This is a genomic window from Prescottella soli, from assembly GCF_040024445.1.
In the GTDB taxonomy this organism is placed as follows: domain Bacteria; phylum Actinomycetota; class Actinomycetes; order Mycobacteriales; family Mycobacteriaceae; genus Prescottella; species Prescottella soli.
The window spans coordinates 4080960-4100514 of the sequence record NZ_CP157276.1 but is presented as its reverse complement, the minus strand read 5'-3'; the positions used below and the strand labels follow the sequence as shown (position 1 = coordinate 4100514).

The window sequence follows — 19555 nt, the reverse complement described above, 5'->3', positions numbered from 1 at the left end:
GCGCTGTCACACCCGCACAGTCGCCTTCCGCATGGCCACCAACGGATTCGAGTACAGCGAACTGAGCGAGACGACGGCGGCCGCGTGCTCCTGGACCCGGTTGCCGAAGCCCGTGATGCGCACGTCGGAGCTCCCCGCCCGGGACGCCTTCGACAACGCCTGTCCCACGTGCGGCACGGCCTCGGGGTAGTCGGTGAACGCCTGCCCGCCGAGGGTCACCCGGTCGGGGTTGAACAGGTCGCGCAGCATCGCCACGGCCCGCCCCAGGATCCGCGCTCGCTCGGCTAGGATGTCGTGCGCCGCAACCGATCCCGCGCGCGCCTCCCGGTACAGCGCGGCGATCGGCGGGAGGTCGTCGCCCGCCGGCAGCACCCCGGCCCGCTGCGCCGCGCGCAGCACGCCCCGGTCGCTCACCGCGGCCTCGAGGCACCCGGTGGCACCGCAATCGCACAGCACGGTCGAATCGGTGGGCAGGTGCGCGACGGAACCGGGTCCGGCCGCGGGCGTGTGCACCTTCCCGTCGAGTGTCAGTGCGAGACCGACGGTTTCACGCGCATAGAAGTACAGACCACTGCCGCGCGCCTCGGTGTTCTCGGCGCGCTGCGGGGTGAGCAGCAGTTCGGACGCGGCCATCGCCTCGACGTGCGCCGCCACCGACACCGGCAGCCCGAACCCGGCGCCGACGACGTCACCGACCCGCGCCGCGGTCCAGCCGAGGCGCGCGTGGTCGACCACACCGGTGTCGGGGTCGACCCGGCCGCCGAGCGCAACACCCACCCACAGGGGGCGCCGACGGTGCCAGCGGGCCGCGAAGCCGCGGGCGCTGGCCGTGATCGTCGCGAGCGCGGCGTCCGGCGCGCCGCGCGGGGTCGGGATCTCCACCGCGCCGAGGATCCGTCCGCGCAGGTCGGAGGCGATCACACTGGTGACGATCGCTCCGACATGGATGCCGACGGTGAGGTGCTGTTCGTGATCGACCTCGAACGGGATGCGGGGACGACCGATCGCCCCGGAGACGGCGAGGTCGGGGCGTTCGCGCAGCAGTCCGGCGGACAGCATCGCCGACACGTGCCGGTTGACGGTCGCGATGCTCGCACCGGACGCCCGGGTGGCGTCGTCGCGGTAGAGGGGTCCGCTCGCGGCGGCCGCCCGGAACACCGCCGCGGACGGGCCGTCGGCGATGCCCAGGGTGGGCGGGACGATCCGCGGACGGACGGCGGGACGCACGGGTCTCGCGGTGGCGGGTCGGGTGGTCACGGATCTCGTTCGGGGTGCGTGGGGTGCTGCGGTGAGCATGCGGTGGTCCTTGCCTCGTCCCGCTCGGGGACGGCTGTCGACGCGGTCGGGGGACGCGCTGCCGACGGGCGATCAGCTCCGACGCGGAGGTCGGGCGATCAGCGAGAAACGGGGTGTGAGCAGCGCAGAATCAGCGGCGAGAGATGCGGCAGGGACAACAGAGTTCCCGCGGATGCGGCAGCCGGGAACCCAACGCGGCGGTCACATAGGTGACCCGCGGGGCGGAGGTGGCGCCGGATGACATGTCGATCAAGCTAGCATCCGCGGGCCCCGTCCACCGAGCCCGTGCCCGGTCCGACGGCCGTGTCGGCACTACGATCGGGCCATGAGCCTGTCACCGGACACCCGCGTCGCCGTCGTCACCGGAGCCAGCTCCGGCATCGGGGAAGCCACCGCCCGCACCCTCGCCGCGCAGGGATTCCACGTCGTCCTCGGCGCCCGCCGACTCGACCGCCTCGAGGAGATCGCCGCGGAGATCGGGGGCACGGCACTCGAACTCGACGTGACGGACGAGGATTCGGTGGACGCCTTCTGCGCGGTCCTCCCCCGCGTCGACGTGCTCGTCAACAACGCCGGCGGCGCCAAGGGTCTCGCCCCGGTCCTGGAGGCGGACCTCGACGACTGGCGGTGGATGTGGGAGACCAACGTCCTCGGCACCCTGCGGATGACGAAGGCGCTGCTGCCCAAGCTCATCGAGTCCGGCGACGGGCTGATCGTCACGGTCACGTCGGTGGCGGCGTTCACCGCGTACGACAACGGCTCGGGCTACACGTCCGCGAAGCACGCGCAGGCGGTGCTGCACCGCACGCTGCGCGGCGAACTCCTCGGCAAGCCGGTCCGGCTCACCGAGATCGCCCCGGGCGCGGTGGAGACCGAGTTCTCGCTGGTGCGCTTCGGGGGCGACGAGGAGCGCGCTGCCAAGGTGTACGAGGGCATCACGCCCCTGGTCGCGCAGGACATCGCCGAGATCGTCGGCTTCGTCGCGTCCCGCCCGCCGCACGTGAACCTGGACCAGATCATCGTCAAGCCGCGCGATCAGGCCGACAGCGGACGATTCCACCGCACCGCGCAGTCCTGACAGCGGTCCGGGTAAACCGGCCGCTCGATCAGTCGACGCACGGGATGCCGCCGGAGGTGTCGGCGGCGATGGGCGCCCCCTGCGCACCGGACGTCGGGATGACGGCTGCGGCCGCGCTCGGGGCGGGTGTGTCGAGGAGCGTCATCAGATCGTCGGCGAGGTCGCGTCCGATCACGATGCGGACGTGGTCGGCCGCAACCGACGTGTCGGACTCGGTCTCGGCCCCGAGTTCGTCGGCCAGGCTCTGCGCGACGGCCTCCGCGCCGGTGCCGTAGGCGATCGTCGTGGTCGCCGTGCTACTCGCGGTGGCCGTGGAACCCGCTGTGTACCCGCGCAGTTGGAGCGCGGTGGCGACGGCCGCGGCGAGTCCGTTGTGGCTGGTGCCGTTGAGAACATCGACGGTGATCCGCGGGTCGGGAGTCGGCGCCGCGGACGTCGTCGGTGCGGCGCTCGCCGACGCCTGCGACCCGCTGAACAATCGAGCGACCTCTCCGCGGAGCCGGTTCGCGTCGACGACGTTCACGTCCTGTCCGTTGACCGTGTCGTACCCCTCGATCGGCAACGTGTAGAAGTCCACGCTGCCGTCGGTCAGGTTGCGCGAGTGCAGCGCGAAATCGACAGGGTCGAAACGGGAGTCGATGACGATATCGTTCTTGACGGCGTCCGCCAGCCCCCGCATCTTGGTCAGGTTGCCGAACACCCCGGTCGACTTCAGGTTCCGGATGACGGCACTGAGGAACGCCTGCTGCCGGTGGGTGCGGTCGAGGTCGCCGTTGTCGAGACCGTGTCGCTGCCGCACGAACGAGAGCGCCTGCGACGGATCGAGGAACTGCCGGCCGGCCGGGAAGCTCGCCCCCGAGTACTCGGAGTCGTCGACCGGCGCGTTCAGACACACCTCGAGCGGGCCGAGGACCTTCGCGATGTCGTAGAAGCCGACCAGGTTGACCTCGGCGAAATGGTCGATCGGCACGCGCAGCAGGTTCTGCACGGTCTTCAACGTCGAGCGCCGCCCGGCGTCACGGGCCTTCTGCTCGCGCTCCGCCGGATCGGTCACCCCCTGCGCCTCGAGCTCGGAGTCGGCGTCGGCCTTCGCCAACCCGTACGCCTCCTTGATCTTGCGTTTGCCGTAGCCGGGAACCTCGACGTAGTCGTCGCGCGGGATCGCCGCCGCGGTCGCCCGGCTGCCGTCGCCCGGCACGTGCAGCAGGATCAACGTGTTGGTGTTGTAGCCGCCGACGTCGCTGTCCCCGGCGTGCAACTGGTCGGTGACGAACGCCGCGGGAAGATCGTTGCCGTCCATGTCCTTTCGGCTGTCGAGGCCGATCAGCAGGATGTTCGAGTCGCCATGCGACGACGCGCCGTTCTCGTCGGACACCGCGTCGAGCGCATCCGATCGGGTGAGCCCCGAGATCAAGTCCCGCTGGGCACCCCACGCGAGACCCGTCGAAGTGAGGATCAACACGGACGCCACAGCGCCGGTCGCCCGTGCGAACACGGGCGACCGACGCCGACGGGGAGCCTGATGGCGACCCCGTGCCGTGGATGCTCGGCGCGTTTGCACCGCGCCACGGTAGCCCATCTTCCTGAAAGAAGTCTGGGAGCTACAGCCACCGGCCGAACTTGCGGATGAACAGCACCTTCACGCATTGGGTGAGGACGCAGTAGGTCACCAACGTCAGCACCAGCCACGGGAAGTACGTCCACGGCAGTGGCACCAGCCCGAGCGACTGCCCCCAGCCCGAGAACGGGAAGACCAGGCCGAAGACGCAGGCCGCACCGGTCGTGATCATGACCGGCAGCGACGCCCGGGACTGGACGAACGGAATCCGCTGGGTGCGGATCATGTGGACGATCAGCGTCTGCGAGATCAGCGACTCGACGAACCAGCCCGACTGGAACAGTGCGGCGTGCTCGGGGTTGTTCGCGCCGAACACGAACCACATGAGCGCGAACGTCGTGATGTCGAAGATCGAGCTGATCGGCCCGATGAAGACCATGAACTTCGCGATGCTGTCCGCCGCCCACTGCCGCGGCCGCCGGACGAACTCCTCGTCGACGCGGTCCCACGGAATCGTGAGCATCGACAGGTCGTACACCAGGTTCTGCACCAGGACGACGGCCGGGATCATCGGGAGGAACGGCAGCAGCGCGCTCGCGACGAGCACCGAGAAGACGTTGCCGAAGTTCGAACTCGCGGTCATCTTGATGTACTTGAGGATGTTGCCGAACGTGCGCCGGCCCTCGATCACACCGTTTTCGAGGACCCCGAGGTCCTTCTCGAGCAGGATGATGTCGGCGGACTCGCGGGCGATGTCCACCGCCGTGTCCACCGAGATGCCGACGTCGGCGTTGCGTAGCGCGGGCGCATCGTTGACGCCGTCGCCGAGGAAGCCGACGGTGTGACCGCGCCGCTTGAGCGCGTCGACGATGCGGGCCTTCTGCAGCGGGTTCACCTTGGCGAACACGGTTGTGTCGTCGACGATCTCGTCGAGTGCTGCGTCGTCGAGAACGTCGATCTCCGCGCCCGTGACGACGGTGCCCACGTCGATGCCCACCTTGCCGCACACCGTTTCCGCGACGATCGGGTTGTCGCCGGTGATGACCTTGACGGCGGTGCCGTGCCCGCGCAGCGCAGCGATGGCGGGTGCCGCGGATTCCTTGGGCGGGTCGAGGAAGGTGAGGAATCCGACGAGAGTCATCTCGGACTCGTCCTGCGTCGAGTACTCCCGCTCGTGCCGTTCCACCTGGTCGTGGGCGAGGCGTCGCGTCGCGACCGCGAGCACCCGCTTGCCCTGGCTGTTGTAGCCGGCGACCAGTCGGTCGAGTTCCGCGAGCAGCCCGGGCGTGAGGTCCCGTGTGGTGTCCCCGACGATCGCGGTGGTGCACACCGCGAGGACCTCGTCGACAGCGCCCTTGGTGACGATCAGATCGCCATCGGCGGCGTCGACGACCACGGACATACGGCGGCGCTTGAAGTCGAACGGGATCTCGTCGACCAGTCCGTGAGCACGGTTGACGTCGTCGATCGTCTCCGGCCCCGCAGCGGCGATGACCGCCTTGTCGAGCATGTTGCGCAGTCCGGTCTGGAAGTGCGAGTTCATCGCCGCCAGGCGCAGCGTCCGCTCGCTCACCTGCCCCTCGGTGTCGAGGTGCTCCTCGAGCACGATCCGATCCTCGGTGAGGGTGCCGGTCTTGTCCGTGCACAGCACGTCCATGGCCCCGAAGTTCTGGATCGAGTTGAGCTGCTTGATGATCACCTTGTGCCGCGACATCGACACGGCACCCTTCGCCAGGTTGGCCGTGACGACGAGCGGCAACATCTCCGGGGTCAAGCCGACCGCGACGGCGACGCCGAACAGCAGCGCCTCGGTCCAGTTCTTGGTCAGGCCGTTGATGACGAAGACGGCCGGCACCATGATCGTCATGAACCGGATCAGCATGAAGCTGACCTTGCGGACTCCGATGTCGAAGCTGGTCTCGGGACGCTTACCCCCGAGCCCGGCGGTCATCGCGCCGAAGTAGGTGCTGCGGCCGGTGTCGACGACGACCGCCGTGCCGGACCCGGAGACCACCGACGTCCCCATGAAACCGAGATTCTCGATATCGAGGACGTGTGCAGAGTCCGGCGTGACAGGATCGGCGGTCTTCTCGGTCGGCATCGACTCGCCGGTCAGCATGGCCTGGTTGACCTGCAGGTCCTTTGCCCGGATGAAGCGGACGTCGCCGGGAATCATGTCACCGGCCGCGAGTTGGACGACGTCACCGGGCAGCAGTTCCTCGATCGGCAACTCGATGGTGACGGACTTGCCGTCTACCTGCCGTGTGATGGCGGCGGTGGTCGTGACCATGGCCTTGAGCGCTTCGGCCGCTTGACTCGACCGATACTCCTGCCAGAATCGCAGGGTGACGCTCACCGTGATCATCACCGCCACGGTGATGACGCCCTTGTAGTCCGCGCCCTCCTGCGGATCGGCGAGAACCACGTCGGTCAGATACATGACCGCGCCGATGACTACCAGGATCAGGATGAACGGGTTCTTGAACGTGCCCAGGAACTGGACGATCACGGGAGCCGGACGGTCATGCCGAACCTCGTTGAGTCCGTGGACACGACGGAGAGGTTCGATCTGGTCGGTCCGCAGACCCTGCGCGGTGGTCCGCAGGTCCGCCAGCACACCCGACACCGCGAGACTCGCGGATCGGGCAAGCTTCGTGGTCTGGTCCTCGGTGAGGAAGGCGGCCCTAGCGGCGCCTGGCTTCTTCGGCTTCGTGGCCGGTGCCGAAACGGCATTCATCGACATGGGTGATGTCTTTCGGTCAGCGCACCCACCACCCGGTAGGCACGTTCGAACGTCTTGTGGGACAGGTGAATACCTGAAGGAAAGCGGTCCGGTCGTCAGCGGAACATTCCGCCACCCAGCGAGGCGGCGATGACGGCCGGCGGCGTGTAGGACGCGCGCAGGTTCGCCCGCTCCTGCGGGGTGAGATTGCGCCGCGCCCAGAACTTGCGCACGTTCGACAGAGTGAAGGCCATGGCTGTCTCCTTGCATGGAAAATCAACCAGGGCAGGACATTTCGTACACGAGAGACTACGCCGCGTCGTCACGAACGCACACGCGACAACTGGTCGGTTGCGCGTCGAGACGAAGAGACGTCAGGCCACTCGGGGCAGGATCCGGCCGAGGCTGAGGAACTGTTGGTTCGCGGGACTCGGATAGCGACTGTCGCTACTACTGGTGTCAGTACTCACCGGGGGTTCCTCACCTCCTCGAAGCCGGGACGCACGGGGGCGTCGAGCCACGCACGGGGAGTTCACCCGGACCGGATCCGGGTGGGCACCCCTCTCGTCAGAGCTTTGGCACTACGCGACGTGTCCCGGTATGGGAAGCCACTTTGGGTCACCCCTTCATCCGGGGAGACCTGTCCTAACCTTGGGCGTCTCTCGACGTCGTCAGATCAGTGGCCTGTGTTCACGTAGGAGCCTCACCTATCGAGGTGCTTTGCCAAGCAAGCATGACGCGGCCGCAGCAGCCTTGTCAATCCCGCGTCGGTCCATGTCCGCGCGTGTGGCCACGAGTAGCCTCGCGGCATGCAGCACCGATTGCACCAGGGAGAACTCCTGAACGCGCGCGGACGACTGGCCCAGACCGGGTGGGCGACCGCGGAGGTCCGACGCTACGACCGCGCAGCGATCTCGGCGCCGTCGTGGCGGGTGAAGGAGTGGGACTACTACTGCGTCCTCACTCCGGACCACGGGCTGGCGCTCACGGTCGCGGACAACGGCTACATGGGTCTGTTGGGCGTCTCGTGGCTCGATTTCGGGGCCCGCCGCGAGGTCACCGAGAACGTGATGCTGCCGTTCCCGATGGGCCGGATGGGCCTGCCGGCCAGTGCGGATCGCGGCGACGTCGTCGCCGACCACGAGAAGATGCGGATCGCGTTCCGCCACGTCACCGATGGCCGCGTCCTGACGGTCGACTACCCGGGGTTCGACGGTGGTCGCGGACTGCGCGGCGAACTGCACCTGACGCAGCCACCGACCGCGACATCGGATCACTCCGCAGGCACCGCTCCCGCCCGCATGGTGATCGCGACGCCGTTCCCCAAGGTCCCCAAGGCGTTCTACTACAACCAGAAGATCAACTGCCTTCGAGCGACCGGCGAGATCACCGTCGGGACAGACACTTTCACGTTCGATCCGAAATCCGCTGTGGGAGTGTTCGACTGGGGTCGGGGCGTGTGGACATACGACAACATCTGGTACTGGGGGTCGGCGTCGGGCGTCGTCGACGGTCGACCGTTCGGCTTCAACATCGGGTACGGGTTCGGGGACACGTCCGCGGCGAGCGAGAACATGGTGTTCGTCGACGGCGTCGCACACAAGCTCGATCAGGTGACGTTCCATCTCCCCGAGGGGACGTACGACGGGGCGCCGTGGAAGTTCAGCAGCAACGACGGACGCTTCGAGATGGCATTCGAGCCGATCCTCGATCGTTCTGCCGCAGTGGATTTCAAGGTGCTCCGGTCGCTTCAGCACCAGGTGTTCGGACGGTTCACCGGACACGTGGTGCTCGACGACGGCAGCCGGGTCGCGGTCACAAACCTCCTCGGGTTCGCCGAGGAGGTCCGCAACCGCTGGTGAACCGGCGGGCTCACCACTCCCGGAAGGTCGGGGTGGGCGCGGGATCGACGGTCGACGCCGGGCCGCCTTCGAGTTTCTCCGCATACTCCTTGTTCGCCCGACGCACCCGGTACGCCGAGTGCCCAACGAGCGCAACGAACAGGGGCACGCAGGTGAGCAGGACTGCCTGAATCATGCGCAATCACTCCTAGTTCATGTTGAGCGAACTCGACGGCGGGGCGCTCGGCTCCGGCCGCCGGACGCTGTCGCGCATGCCGTCGACGGCCTCGGTGGCCGCCCCCTTCAGCACGCCCTCCAGTGTCACCTCCTCGCCCTTGGCGGCGTCGCCGGCCGCCGTGCCGATCCCGCCGACGCCGAGGTCCACGGCCAGCCCAGCCGCGGCCTTACCTCCGGCGTTCCCGATGCCGTCGACGACCAGTCCGCCGGCCCCGCCCTTGCCGATCAGCCCACCGACGACGCCCTCGGCGGCGGCGCCGAGGGCGTCCTTCCCCAGCGCGCCGAGGTCGAGCCCGGCCCGATTCCCCTCCGCGATCTGCAGCAACTGGACACCGCCCGCGAGCGCGACCTCCTTGACGACACCGACGACGACCTCCTCGGCGACACTGCGCAGCAGCTTCATCAGGATCTGCCGGATCGCGAACTGTGTGGCCAACTCCGCGGCCGGGATCGCGGCGGCACTGGTACCGAACGTCGCCACCGCCGTCGCCGCAAGCGCCGCGGTCTCCGCGGCGAGGGTGACGAGCGAGCCGATGATCATCAGCTTCGCCTGTTCCACCTCGGCCGCCGTGGCTTCGCAGGCGTCGGCGAGCTGTCGGCACACCTCGGCGAGTTGCTCGACGACACCGTCGCCGCCACCGACCGTCTGCCAGTGCGCGTGCATCGCCTCGTTCACCGCGCCATCCACGCCCGCGAGGGCCATTTCCAGCGCGTCGTTCCCCGCAGCGCCGATCTGCTCGACGTCCACCGCGGTCACTGCCCACGCGTCCGACAGCCGACGCAGCGATGTCTCATCGGCCTCGGGCCAGTCCTGCCCCACCACGACGGACGCGACTGTCCGCAGTGGACCCGGTATCTCGATACCCATCAGTGGCCGCCACCGAGTGTGCGGGAGAATCGGTCGTCCGTCATGTCGAAAGCCGTTGCGGTACTGCGTAGCCCTCCCGCAATACCGGCCAGGACATCGGTGAGATTCCGCAGCGCGGCGAGGGCGCCGTCCACGCCGGGAACGTACTGTGCCGCAAACGTGGCTCCGGTCGAGTCGGATCCCCAACTCGCACCCTCCGCGTCGAGGACCGTCGCCAACTGACGCTGCCGGTCGACGAGGTCGTCGACCGCGCTGTCGAACAGCGGCGCCGCCGAACGAACCTGATCCACATCGATCCACATCGAATCAGTCACGGTGCGCCTCCCGCATGATCGGCGCCCGCCAGTCGTGCAGGTCGTCGGACCGGTCCGATTCCTCCGAAGGTGTTGCGGCGGGCGTGAACTGAGTCGCGACCGTCGGCACGAGGTTGCGGATGCTCGGCGATCCGGGCACGAGAGCGGGCAGGTCGGGAATGTCTGCCGTCAGCGCGGTGACCGGCCGCATCAGTTCGGCGACCCGCGCACGCACATCGGCGGCGGCGGCACGCGCAGCCGCGCCGAACGACTCGGCGAGCCGATCCGGGGTGGTGCGGGTGAACGCGGTCGACTCCACCCGCGCCGACACGACCGCTCCCGCCGCGTCGACCGTGACCCGGACCAGACCGTCCGGCGATTCGGCCTCGGCCGTGGCGCTCGCGACGGCCCCCTGCGCCGCCGCGAGCGCCTCGGTCTGCGCTTGCAGGCCCGCGAGCATCGTGTCCACCTGCTCACGCAGCGCGGCGTTGCTGTGCCGGAGTTGTTGCCGAGCTTCCTCTCGAATGTCGTTGTCCGTCATCACTCCCCCTCCCGTTCGTCCCCTTCGCTGGAGTAGACGCGGGCGGGAGGGATTCGGTTCCATCGAATCGGTTTGGGGTCAGTACGCGTTCTGTCGTGCACGAATCCCGGCGACGAGCCGCGAGATCTCCACCGCGAGATGGGGCCCGGATGCGGGGGTCACCACGACGTCGGTCGTCTCCCGGAGGCAGTAGCGGCCGTCGCCGTCGAAGTCGAGCCAGTGCAGTCCGATGCCGTCGGTGGTGGGCCGACTGTCATACGCGGAGCCGGCGAACGCCGTGATCTCGCCGATTCCGGCGCGGGGCCGCCGCAGCAGGCCCATCGCGTCGTCCCGGATGCGGGTGGAACCGGCGGAGACGAGCAGAGGCCCGGTGCCGGGCTGCAGATCGGTGCGACGGAATCGAACCGCAGGACGCGATCCAGCGGGCACCACGGGGAGGGCAGCCGCGATCGCGTTCGGTATCTGCGCCGGATCCATGCCGTGCACGAGCACGTCGCTGCCGCTGTCGGCGTCAGGTCCGGACAATTGGAGCGCGAGTGTCCCGCTGGCACCCCGGATTCCGGCGTGCATGCGAATCCTGGTGCCGTGCTCCGTCCCGGCGAATCCGGCCACCTCGATCCGCACGTCGGGTTCGGCGAGAACCGCGAGATGGCGGTCGAGCGAGTCGGTCATCCGCGGCAGGCACGATGCGGCCGCCGCCCGACGCTGCCGGTCCAGGTCGTCCTCGGTGTCCGCGACCGGACGGAAGCGCATCGGGTATGGGAGGCGGTCACGTCCCAGCCGAGTCCACAGGACCTCGAACTCGAGTCCAGTGAACCGCCAACTGGCGCCGCTCACCGCCCGATCACCGGGTGTACCCCGTCAACGCACGCTTCATCCCCATCACTCCTCCCCGAGTGCACGACATCGCTCACCGACAATAGACGCGCCGAATCGGCGAACGGTTCCACCGGTGTTCCCGTCGCAGCCGCGATCGGCCTGAGCGCCCATTCCTTCTCACTGCAGGGCCGATCCCGCCGCGGCGGACGAAGAATGGGCGCCCAGGCTCACAGCGCGGACGCGGCCCGATCGATCACGCCCGCGACATCCCCGGGCCGGGACACGAGGACCGCGTGCGAGGCGCCCGGGACGTCGGTGATCCGCGCGCCCGCCCGCTCCGCCATGAACCGCTCCGACGCCGGCAGGATCACCCGATCCTCGACGGGGATCACTGCCCACGTCGGGAGGGCCTTCCACGACGGGTCCTGGGTCGGTTCGAGGTTCGCGACCACGGCCAGCGAGCGCTGGTGCGCGTTCATGTCGGCGGCCATCGCCGGCTCCCTTGGTCGGGAGCGAACGCGGCGACGTAGACCATGCCGACCACGTTGGGCGAAATGGGTGTTGGTGATGACGACACCGCCGTACGAGTGCCCGACCAGCAGGACCGGGCCCGGGATGTCCGCGAGGACCTTCTCGATCGCGGCCGAGTCGTAGCCCGGCCCCCGCAGCGGGTTCGACGGCACCACGACGTCGTAACCGCGGCCACGGAGTTCGGCCGCGACCGAAACCGGTCAGGCCGGTTCTGCCGAGTCGAGACTCAGCTGTGCCCTACCCAGGACTCACGCAAGCGCCGACATCGACAGCCACGTCGGCCAGTCGATGGCCCAGTCGTAGATGTCGCCGTCCGCGGCGGACAGGTCGATACGGGTGCCGGTGACCTCCACCGGGTCGCCGTAGATCGCGGTGCCGAAGTACTCCTCGGCGTCCGACAGCGACAGGTTGATACACCCGTTCGTCACGTTCGACGCGCCCTGCACCCCGACCGTCAAGGGATTGGCATGGATGAACTCGCCGTTGTTGGAGATGCGGACCGCCCACCGCTCGCGCACGTTCTCGTAGAACGGCGGGTTCGACATCAGGAAGTCCTCGTGCTTCTCGGACACGACGTGGATGCCGCTGCGGGTGACGTTGCGGTTCTCGTTGCCCTCGCCGTAGCTGACGGGGATGTCCATGATCGTGGCGCCGTCGCGGACGACCTGCATGCGGTGGCTGGGCGCGTTGGCCTTGACGATCTGGCTGCGGCCGATCGTGAAGTTCAGCGAGACGTCGCTCGCGCCGTACGCGCCGCCGCCGAAGTCGACACCGTACAGCTTGGCCTCGACATCGACGGTCGTGCCGGGCGCCCAGTAGTTCTGGGGCCGCCAGTGCGCGCGAGCACCGTTGTCGTCGGGCAGCCATGCCCACGCGCCGGGCGTCGGCGGATTGGTCGTGATCTTCAGGGCCTTCTCCACGGCAGCCTTGTCGGCGATCGGGCCGTCGAATTGCAGGATGATCGGAGCCCCGATACCGACGACCTGGCCGTCGGCGATGTTCGTGCGCACCGACGTCTTCGTGTCGGGGTTCACAGTGGAGAACGTGCCGGCAATCGGGACGGTCTTGCCGTCGGTGCCGATGGCGCTGCCCGACCACGTGTACTTCGCGTCGTAGCCGAGCGGTTCGGTGACGGTGAACGACGTCCGGTCCGGGCTCAGCGCGCCCTGGACCGGTTTGCCTGAGGCGTTGGTCAGCGCGACGTTCTCGAGTGTGCCCTGGCTCACTCGCACCGAGATCGGTTCGACCGGGTTGACGTGTACCGCACCGGGGCCCGGCGTCTGGATCACCTGCGCGACGGGCTCCGCGGCGACGGCCTTGCCGTCGCCGGCACCTCCGGTCGCGATAGTGCACCCCGCCAGCAGGGTGATCCCCAGCAGCGCGGCCACCACCATCAGTAGCCGCGTCCGTTTTACCCGAATCCCCTGTTCACGCACGGAAACCACGGTACTCGCAGTGCGACAGTGGCTTTCGTCACACAGCGACGATCGGGGAACGATCAGGGCACGATCGGACCGCTCAGATCACACAGCCGACAGCCACGGGCTCGGGTTCGAGCCGCACCCCGAACGCCGCCTCGACGCCGTCCCGGACGGCGCGAGCGAGGTCGACGAGGTCGCGCGTCCTCGCCTGCCCGCGGTTCGTGAGCGCGAGAGTGTGCTTGGTGGACAAGCGGACCCGCGAGTCGTCACCCGGGTATCCCTTGCCGAATCCGGCGCGCTCGATGAGCCAGCCCGCCGACAGCTTGGTGCCCGCCTCGCCCGGGAACTGCGGAATCCGCACGTCCGCACCGACCCTCGCCCGGATCGTGTCGAGGATCATGGGCAGGTCCACGTCCGCGACGACCGGATTGGTGAAGAACGAGCCCGCGCTCCACGTGTCGTGGTCGTCGGCGTCGAGCACCATGCCCTTGCTGCGGCGCAGCCCGAGCACCGTGTCGCGCACCTCCCCGGTGGGCCGACGGTCGCCCTCCTGCGCCCCCAGCGCCGCCGCGAGCTCGCGGTACGCGAGCGGCGCGCTGGACCCGTCGGGCCGCACCGTCATCTCCACGGCCAGCACCAGCGCATCGCTGCGGTGCTTGAGGACACTGGTGCGGTACCCGAGGCCCAACGCCGACGGCTCGACCCAGCGCACGTCGCCGGTGGTGCGGTCGAGCAACTGCACCCGACGCAGCAGCGAACCCACCTCGACGCCGTACGCGCCGACGTTCTGCACCGGCGTCGCGCCGGTCGAGCCGGGAATCCCGGACAGACACTCGAGGCCGCCGAGGCCGGCCGCGACGGTCTTGGCGACGACGTCGTCCCACACCGCCCCGGCCTGCGCCAGCACGGTGTCCTCACCGAGTTCGACGCCGGCGTCGGCGACGCGGACGACCACGCCGGCGAAGCCGTCGTCGGAGATCACCAGGTTGGATCCGCCGCCGAGGATCAGCGTCGGCACACCGGCGTCGTCGAGGAGGCGGACGACGTCGACCAGGGTCGCAGTCGAGGAGCATTCGGCCAGTACCGCGGCGGGGCCGCCGAGCCGCAGGGTCGTCAGGGTCGCCAGCGGCACCTGCTCGGACAACTGCGCACCGGCCTGCTCGAGGCGCCCCCGGATGAGTGGATCCAACACGTGCAAACGGTAGCGTGCCGTCCATGGCCCGACACATCGAGCATTCCGCGCAATACCCCCACTCGGTTGCGACGCTGCACGCCGCGCTCACCGACGAGCGCTACTGGCATGCCCGCCTGCAGGAGGTCGGCGGACCCAGCGCGAAGCTCGACGACGTGGCCCTCGGCGACGGCACGATCGACGTCGCGATGACGCAGGCCGTCCCCGCCGAGCACCTGCCGGCCGTGGTCACCAAGATCCGCCCGGGTGACCTGATCATCAAGCGCACCGAATCGTGGGGTGCGCTACAGGGCGACCGCGCCGAGGGCACGTTCTCCGCGGAGGTCGAGGGCGCCCCCGGGCAGCTGCGCGGCACGATGACCCTGACCGCCAAGGGCGACGGATCGCTCCTGGTCATGGAGGGCGAGGTGGAGGTCAAGCTGCCGCTGATCGGCAGCAAGGTCGAGGCCGTCATCGCCGGGCAGGTCCTCGAGCTGCTGGACGCCGAGGAAGACTTCACCGGCCAGTGGACGGCAGCGAAGTAGTCGCCGCTTTCGCCGACGGGCGGGCCATCGACCGGTAATCTGCCGGTCATGGCCCGTCGCATCGACTATTCCGCCAGGTTCGAACATCCTGCCGAAAAGGTGTACGCCGCGCTCAGCGACCGGGACTACTGGGAGGCGCGGATGGAGGAGATGCGCAAGTACTCCGAGAACCACGTCGACACCCTCGAGGTCACCGACGACGGGATCCACCTGGTGCTGCACCACGTGCTGCCGCGCAAGGACCTGCCGGAGATCGCGCAGACCGTGCTGAAGAAGGACCTGATCATCACCCGCAGGGAGAAGTACACCCCGTTCGGGGAACCGGTGACGGGCACCTACGAGGCGTCGATCCCGGCGGGGCCGGGCAGTCTCACCGGAACGATCGAGTTGTTCACCACCGACACCGGGAGCACGCTGCGCACGTCGTCGGAGGCGAAGGTGTACCTCCCCTTCGTCGGCGGCAAGCTCGAGCAGCTGATGCTGGTGAATCTGGTCGACCTGTTCCGGACCGAGGCCGAGGTCACCGCTGCCTGGCTCGCGCAGCAGTAACCGGCGTGCGTGAGGGCAAACCCGTCGGCGTCATCACCCGCGGAACCACAGGTATCAATCGGCTGCGCCGCAGCGACCGCTGGCTCGTCCACAGCCCGGTGGTGGCGCGCACGCTGCGTGACGCGCCCGACCCGCTGATCGTCGATCTCGGTTACGGCGCGATGCCGGTGACGACGTACGAGCTGGCGTCCCGCCTCCGCACGGTCCGCCGCGACGTCCGCGTCGTCGGGCTCGAGATCGATCCGGACCGGGTGGTGGAGGGCCGCGACGGCGTCAGCTTCGCGCGCGGCGGCTTCGAACTCGCCGGTCTGCGACCCACCCTGATCCGCGCGTTCAACGTGCTGCGGCAGTATCCGGAAGACGCCGTCGACCACGCGTGGGGACGGCTACGCGGCGGGCTCGCTCCGGGCGGTCTGATCGTCGACGGCACGTGCGACGAACTGGGCCGCCGGTGCGCGTGGGTGCTGCTCGATCGCGACGGCCCGCGTTCGCTGACCCTCGCGTGGGATCCGTTCGCCGCAGACCGGCCCAGCGACATCGCCGAGCGGCTACCCAAGGCACTCATCCATCGGAACGTGCCGGGCGAGCGCATCCACGATCTACTGCTGACCGCCGATCGCGCGTGGGCGACGTCCGCGGGACTGGCACCGTTCGGCCCGCGGATCCGCTGGCGGGAGGCGCTGCGCCAACTCGCCGAACAGGGCGTACCGGTCGCGTCGCAGCGACGCCGGATCCGGGACTGTGTCCTGACGGTGCCGTGGAGTTACGTCGAGCCCGGGCGCTAGCCGGGCCGCTACCGGCACGCACCCAGCGCGTGCTCGATGCGCTCGGCCACCTGCTGCGGCCGGCCCTCGCACTGGGCGCGCAGTTCCTCGGGGTCGATCCGGCCGATCGCGACACCGTCGCTGACGACCTCGTCGAACAGGTCCTGCGCGATGCCGCCGGAGGCGAGGTCCACGGCGGTGCACAGCGGAGTGGTGATACCGAACGTTCCGGCCAACTCGTAGTCCTGGGCGCGAATCTCCCGACGGTGCAGCGCGAGTCGACGGGTGGGCGCGGGGGCCGAACCCTCCGTCGACAGGTGCACGAAGCTCGGGTGCAGGTGGCCGAGGCCGTGCAGTTCGGCCGCGCTCTGGTGGGAGACCACCGCGGATCCCTCGAACCACGCGCACCACTTGGCGTACTCCTCGAGGTCGCTGCGGGGGAACGAGGCGAGGCGGAACAGATCCCGTTCGATCCGCAACCAGGACCCCTCGGCCAGGCGGCCGCCGATATCCTCGGCAGTGCAACCAAGACGCAGCGCCTGCCCGGTCGTGAAATACCCCGCTTGCCGGAGCGCAAGACGACGCAGATCCTCCCCCGCTGCCGGAGTGGGTTCGCGCCGCGGATCTGTCCAGCCCGCCATGCAGCCACCCTACTGCCGGCCCGTGCCGCAGATCACAGTTTTCGAGTCGAGGTGTCCATACCGAGTCCTCATTCACAGAAACCGCTCAGAGTATTGCTGAAGAATCCCTGTCATGTCGGCACCAGTGAACGCACCCCAGAAGCCCACGGCCCCAAAGCCCAAACGGCGCAAGGCACTCGTGATCTCACTGATCGTGGTCGCGGCACTCGTCGTCGCGTTGGTCGGCGGTGAGCTGTTCATCCGGCAGCGCGCGACCAGCTGCATGGAGTCACAGTTCCAGAGCCAGCTCGGCTCCCCGGTGGACGTCGGCCTCAGCTGGAAGCCGGTCCTGCTGCAGATGATGGACAAGGACATCCCCTACGTGACGATCGACAGCACCGGCTCGTCGTTCGGTCCGGCGCAGGGCATGCAGGTTCACGCCCGCGCCAACGACATCAAGGTGACCAACTCCCCCGACAGCAGCGGCACGATCGGCAGCTCCACGGCCGACGCCACGTGGAAGAGCGCCGGGATCCTCGCGACGGTGCAGTCGGAGACGCTCGGCAACCTGGTCAGCTCGGTGACCCCCGCCCCGGCCTCGGGCACGCTGAAGTTCGCCGTCGGCCCCGCGGGACTCGCCGACCTCACGGTTCGGCCGACGGTGCAGAACGGTCAGATCAAGGTCGAGACCGTCGGCGCCGAAATCCTCGGCCTGGGCTTGCCGACGGCGCTGGTCGACGGCATCGTGCAGACGCTCACCGACAGCCTGCAGCAGTACCCGCTGGGCATGGCGCCGACGTCGCTGACCGTCACCGACGATGCGATCGAGGTGCACCTCGAGGGCGGTCAGTACGTGATGCCGGCGCCCGATCCCAACGCGCCGCAGTCCGGCTGCAGCCTCCTGTAGCCCAGAACGCGTCCGGGCCGGTCACGAGCGGTCCGGGAACCCGTCGAGGACGGCGCGCGTCCGGGACAGGCCCAGCCGCGTCGCTCCGGCGGCGATCATCGCCAGCGCGTCGTCGGCGGTCCGGATGCCGCCACTGGCCTTGACCCCGAGTCGCCCGCCCACGGTCTGTGCCATCAGCCGCACCGCCCGGGTGCTCGCCCCGCCCGCCGGGTGGAAGCCGGTGGAGGTCTTCACGAAGTTCGCGCCGGCCCGTTCGGCGGCGCGGCACGTCTCGACGATCGCGTCGTCCGAGAGCGCGGCCGATTCGATGATCACCTTGAGCACCGGCTTCGCCCCGATCGCCTCCCGCACCGTGAGGACGTCGGCGAGCACCGCGTTGTACTCGCCGGCGACGGCGGCGCCGATGTCGATCACCATGTCGACCTCGGCGGCGCCCTGGTCGACCGCGAGCCGGGCCTCGGCGCCCTTGACGAGCGAATGATGCTTACCGGACGGGAAGCCCACGACGGTCGCGAGCACCGGTCCGTGCGGGTCGTCGATCCGCAGCGGAAGCATCGACGGCGACACGCACACCGCGTGCACCCCCAGCTCCCGGGCCTCGTCGACGAGCGCCCGGACGTCGGCGTCCGAGGCGGTCGGGTCGAGCAGCGTGTGGTCGATCATGGCGGCGACGTGGGAACGACTGAGCGCGATGTCGGACATGCCCCGAAGCTTGGCACAGCCCGCCGACGGCGCGCTGTCTCACTGAGCGGAAGACCGTCTGGGCGATCCGCCGCCGGGGAACTTGAATGACCCCACGAGCGGGGTGACCGGCATCACATCGCGTTGCCCTGCAGTGGCATGCCGTTCGGTTCCCCGGCCTCGATGTCCACCGACCGACAGGAGCAGATCGATGCGATTCACCTATGCCGAGGCGATGACGAACCCCGACTACTATCTCCCGCTGGCCCAGGCCGCGGAGAAGGTCGGGTTCCACAGCATGACCGTCCCCGACAGCATCTGCTACCCGGAGGAATCCGATTCGGTCTACCCGTACAACGCGGACGGCAGTCGAGAGTTCCTCGAGGACAAGGCGTTTCCGGAGGCCTTCATCCTCACCTCGGCAATGGGTGCGGTGACGAGCACGCTGCGCTTCACCCCGTTCGTGCTCAAGCTTCCGGTGCGGCCGCCGGTACTGGTCGCCAAGCAGGCGGCGACGATTGCACACATGACGAACAACCGGCTCGGGCTCGGCGTCGGGGTCAGCCCCTGGCGTGAGGACTTCGAGGTGATGGGCGTGCCTTTCGCCAAGCGCGGCAAGCGCATGGACGAGGCGATCGACATCGTGCGCGGCCTCACCCGAGGCGACTACTTCGAGTTCCACGGGGAGTTCTACGACGTGCCGTCGATCAAGATCAATCCCGTTCCGACCGAGCCCATCCCCATTCTCATCGGCGGGCACAGCGACGCCGCGCTGCGTCGCGCGGCGGTTCGCGGCGACGGCTGGATGCATGCCGGCGGCGATCCCGACGAACTCGATCGCCTCCTCGGCGTGCTGCAGAAGTACCGGGAGGAAGCGGGCACCGCGGACCGCCCGTTCGAGATCCACGTGATCTCGCTGGACGGCTACACGCCGGACGGGATCCGGCGGCTCGAGGACAAGGGCGTCACCGATGTGGTCGTCGGGTTCCGCAACTCGTACGCCGAGGGGCCGGACCTGGAGCCGCTGGAAGCGAAGATCGCCAATCTCGAGGGCTACGCCGAATCGGTCATCGCCCGGACGTGACGTTCGGCCTGAGCGCCCATTCCTTGCCG

The 19555-nt window shown here is 69.0% G+C and carries 20 protein-coding genes, 1 pseudogene and 1 riboswitch; of the genes and pseudogenes, 7 read left to right on the top strand and 14 right to left on the bottom strand.

The window, feature by feature from the left end; all coding sequences use genetic code 11:
* Window positions 1-6: 6 nt before the first annotated feature.
* Complete coding sequence (locus ABI214_RS19015; protein WP_348604064.1) at window positions 7-1296, bottom strand: ROK family protein; 1290 nt, start codon at window positions 1294-1296, stop codon at window positions 7-9.
* 325 nt (window positions 1297-1621) lie between these two features.
* Between ABI214_RS19015 and ABI214_RS19010 the strand changes: the two genes are divergently transcribed.
* The gene (locus ABI214_RS19010) at window positions 1622-2374 is read left to right on the top strand and encodes an SDR family oxidoreductase (RefSeq protein ID WP_348604063.1); all 753 of its coding nucleotides are present in this window, start codon (window positions 1622-1624) and stop codon (window positions 2372-2374) included.
* 28 nt (window positions 2375-2402) lie between these two features.
* Here ABI214_RS19010 and ABI214_RS19005 read toward each other — a convergent pair whose 3' ends face one another.
* The 3 genes from ABI214_RS19005 to ABI214_RS18995 form a co-directional block, all read right to left on the bottom strand.
* Window positions 2403-3953: an LCP family protein gene (locus tag ABI214_RS19005; protein WP_408587140.1), complete on the bottom strand. Its 1551-nt coding sequence runs from the start codon at window positions 3951-3953 to the stop codon at window positions 2403-2405.
* Window positions 3954-3975: 22 nt separating this feature from the next.
* Entirely contained in the window at window positions 3976-6675 is a 2700-nt protein-coding gene (gene mgtA, locus ABI214_RS19000; RefSeq protein WP_348604061.1) for a magnesium-translocating P-type ATPase, read from the bottom strand.
* A gap of 95 nt (window positions 6676-6770) precedes the next feature.
* Complete coding sequence (locus ABI214_RS18995; RefSeq protein WP_348604060.1) at window positions 6771-6908, bottom strand: hypothetical protein; 138 nt, start codon at window positions 6906-6908, stop codon at window positions 6771-6773.
* A 298-nt stretch (window positions 6909-7206) separates the two neighbouring features.
* A riboswitch (M-box (ykoK) riboswitch) is annotated at window positions 7207-7376 on the bottom strand.
* A gap of 87 nt (window positions 7377-7463) precedes the next feature.
* Here ABI214_RS18995 and ABI214_RS18990 point away from each other — a divergent pair.
* On the top strand, window positions 7464-8516 hold the full coding sequence (locus ABI214_RS18990) for a DUF2804 domain-containing protein (protein ID WP_348604059.1): 1053 nt from the start codon (window positions 7464-7466) through the stop codon (window positions 8514-8516).
* Window positions 8517-8526: 10 nt separating this feature from the next.
* Here ABI214_RS18990 and ABI214_RS18985 read toward each other — a convergent pair whose 3' ends face one another.
* The 8 genes and pseudogenes from ABI214_RS18985 to ABI214_RS18950 all read right to left on the bottom strand — a co-directional run bounded on the left by ABI214_RS18985 (window position 8527) and on the right by ABI214_RS18950 (window position 14397).
* Window positions 8527-8691, bottom strand: coding sequence for a hypothetical protein (locus ABI214_RS18985; RefSeq protein ID WP_348604058.1), 165 nt, complete (start codon window positions 8689-8691; stop codon window positions 8527-8529).
* Between the two features lie 12 nt (window positions 8692-8703).
* Entirely contained in the window at window positions 8704-9600 is an 897-nt protein-coding gene (locus tag ABI214_RS18980; protein WP_348604057.1) for a hypothetical protein, read from the bottom strand.
* Complete coding sequence (locus tag ABI214_RS18975; protein ID WP_348604056.1) at window positions 9600-9914, bottom strand: WXG100 family type VII secretion target; 315 nt, start codon at window positions 9912-9914, stop codon at window positions 9600-9602. The genes ABI214_RS18980 and ABI214_RS18975 overlap by 1 nt, the downstream gene beginning before the upstream one ends.
* Entirely contained in the window at window positions 9907-10434 is a 528-nt protein-coding gene (locus tag ABI214_RS18970; protein WP_348604055.1) for a YbaB/EbfC family nucleoid-associated protein, read from the bottom strand. The genes ABI214_RS18975 and ABI214_RS18970 overlap by 8 nt, the downstream gene beginning before the upstream one ends.
* Before the next feature lie 78 nt (window positions 10435-10512).
* Window positions 10513-11271 carry an ESX secretion-associated protein EspG gene (locus ABI214_RS18965; RefSeq protein WP_348604054.1) on the bottom strand — a complete coding sequence of 253 codons (759 nt, stop codon included), beginning with the start codon at window positions 11269-11271 and terminating at the stop codon, window positions 10513-10515.
* Between the two features lie 209 nt (window positions 11272-11480).
* A pseudogene (locus tag ABI214_RS18960) lies at window positions 11481-11957 on the bottom strand (alpha/beta fold hydrolase); the annotation flags it as partial.
* Between the two features lie 75 nt (window positions 11958-12032).
* Complete coding sequence (locus ABI214_RS18955; RefSeq protein WP_408587145.1) at window positions 12033-13220, bottom strand: L,D-transpeptidase; 1188 nt, start codon at window positions 13218-13220, stop codon at window positions 12033-12035.
* Between the two features lie 82 nt (window positions 13221-13302).
* Window positions 13303-14397, bottom strand: coding sequence for a UDP-N-acetylmuramate dehydrogenase (locus tag ABI214_RS18950; RefSeq protein ID WP_348604053.1), 1095 nt, complete (start codon window positions 14395-14397; stop codon window positions 13303-13305).
* A 23-nt stretch (window positions 14398-14420) separates the two neighbouring features.
* On the opposite strand from ABI214_RS18950, the gene ABI214_RS18945 reads away from it, so the two are divergent.
* Genes ABI214_RS18945 through ABI214_RS18935 form a run of 3 tightly spaced genes read left to right on the top strand, consistent with a single transcriptional unit; the run spans window position 14421 to window position 16255 of the window.
* A complete protein-coding gene (locus tag ABI214_RS18945; protein WP_348604052.1) occupies window positions 14421-14921 on the top strand; it encodes a DUF2505 domain-containing protein in 501 nt (166 codons plus the stop codon).
* 48 nt (window positions 14922-14969) lie between these two features.
* Window positions 14970-15470, top strand: coding sequence for a DUF2505 domain-containing protein (locus tag ABI214_RS18940; RefSeq protein ID WP_348604051.1), 501 nt, complete (start codon window positions 14970-14972; stop codon window positions 15468-15470).
* 5 nt (window positions 15471-15475) lie between these two features.
* Window positions 15476-16255, top strand: a complete 780-nt coding sequence (locus ABI214_RS18935; protein WP_348604050.1) for a class I SAM-dependent methyltransferase — start codon at window positions 15476-15478, stop codon at window positions 16253-16255.
* A gap of 8 nt (window positions 16256-16263) precedes the next feature.
* Here ABI214_RS18935 and ABI214_RS18930 read toward each other — a convergent pair whose 3' ends face one another.
* On the bottom strand, window positions 16264-16875 hold the full coding sequence (locus ABI214_RS18930) for a type IV toxin-antitoxin system AbiEi family antitoxin domain-containing protein (RefSeq protein WP_348604049.1): 612 nt from the start codon (window positions 16873-16875) through the stop codon (window positions 16264-16266).
* 112 nt (window positions 16876-16987) lie between these two features.
* Here ABI214_RS18930 and ABI214_RS18925 point away from each other — a divergent pair, with 112 nt between their 5' ends.
* Window positions 16988-17761: an LmeA family phospholipid-binding protein gene (locus ABI214_RS18925; protein ID WP_348604048.1), complete on the top strand. Its 774-nt coding sequence runs from the start codon at window positions 16988-16990 to the stop codon at window positions 17759-17761.
* A 21-nt stretch (window positions 17762-17782) separates the two neighbouring features.
* On the opposite strand, the gene deoC is transcribed toward ABI214_RS18925, so the two are convergent.
* Entirely contained in the window at window positions 17783-18463 is a 681-nt protein-coding gene (gene deoC / locus ABI214_RS18920; protein WP_348604047.1) for a deoxyribose-phosphate aldolase, read from the bottom strand.
* Between the two features lie 190 nt (window positions 18464-18653).
* Here deoC and ABI214_RS18915 point away from each other — a divergent pair, with 190 nt between their 5' ends.
* Window positions 18654-19526: a TIGR03619 family F420-dependent LLM class oxidoreductase gene (locus tag ABI214_RS18915; protein ID WP_348604046.1), complete on the top strand. Its 873-nt coding sequence runs from the start codon at window positions 18654-18656 to the stop codon at window positions 19524-19526.
* The last annotated feature ends 29 nt before the right edge of the window (window positions 19527-19555 follow it).

Excerpts from the sequence above, each read along its gene's own strand:
- ABI214_RS18980 (WP_348604057.1), bottom strand. The coding sequence starts at position 9,600 with ATGGGTATCGAGATACCGGGTCCACTGCGGACAGTCGCGTCCGTCGTG.
- ABI214_RS19015 (WP_348604064.1), bottom strand. The coding sequence starts at position 1,296 with ATGCTCACCGCAGCACCCCACGCACCCCGAACGAGATCCGTGACCACC.
- ABI214_RS19010 (WP_348604063.1), top strand. The coding sequence starts at position 1,622 with ATGAGCCTGTCACCGGACACCCGCGTCGCCGTCGTCACCGGAGCCAGC.
- ABI214_RS18970 (WP_348604055.1), bottom strand. The coding sequence starts at position 10,434 with ATGACGGACAACGACATTCGAGAGGAAGCTCGGCAACAACTCCGGCAC.
- ABI214_RS18925 (WP_348604048.1), top strand. The coding sequence starts at position 16,988 with ATGTCGGCACCAGTGAACGCACCCCAGAAGCCCACGGCCCCAAAGCCC.
- mgtA (WP_348604061.1), bottom strand. The coding sequence starts at position 6,675 with ATGTCGATGAATGCCGTTTCGGCACCGGCCACGAAGCCGAAGAAGCCA.
- ABI214_RS18930 (WP_348604049.1), bottom strand. The coding sequence starts at position 16,875 with ATGGCGGGCTGGACAGATCCGCGGCGCGAACCCACTCCGGCAGCGGGG.
- ABI214_RS19005 (WP_408587140.1), bottom strand. The coding sequence starts at position 3,953 with ATGGGCTACCGTGGCGCGGTGCAAACGCGCCGAGCATCCACGGCACGG.
- ABI214_RS18985 (WP_348604058.1), bottom strand. The coding sequence starts at position 8,691 with ATGATTCAGGCAGTCCTGCTCACCTGCGTGCCCCTGTTCGTTGCGCTC.
- ABI214_RS18945 (WP_348604052.1), top strand. The coding sequence starts at position 14,421 with ATGGCCCGACACATCGAGCATTCCGCGCAATACCCCCACTCGGTTGCG.
- ABI214_RS18915 (WP_348604046.1), top strand. The coding sequence starts at position 18,654 with ATGCGATTCACCTATGCCGAGGCGATGACGAACCCCGACTACTATCTC.
- deoC (WP_348604047.1), bottom strand. The coding sequence starts at position 18,463 with ATGTCCGACATCGCGCTCAGTCGTTCCCACGTCGCCGCCATGATCGAC.
- ABI214_RS18940 (WP_348604051.1), top strand. The coding sequence starts at position 14,970 with ATGGCCCGTCGCATCGACTATTCCGCCAGGTTCGAACATCCTGCCGAA.
- ABI214_RS18990 (WP_348604059.1), top strand. The coding sequence starts at position 7,464 with ATGCAGCACCGATTGCACCAGGGAGAACTCCTGAACGCGCGCGGACGA.
- ABI214_RS18995 (WP_348604060.1), bottom strand. The coding sequence starts at position 6,908 with ATGGCCTTCACTCTGTCGAACGTGCGCAAGTTCTGGGCGCGGCGCAAT.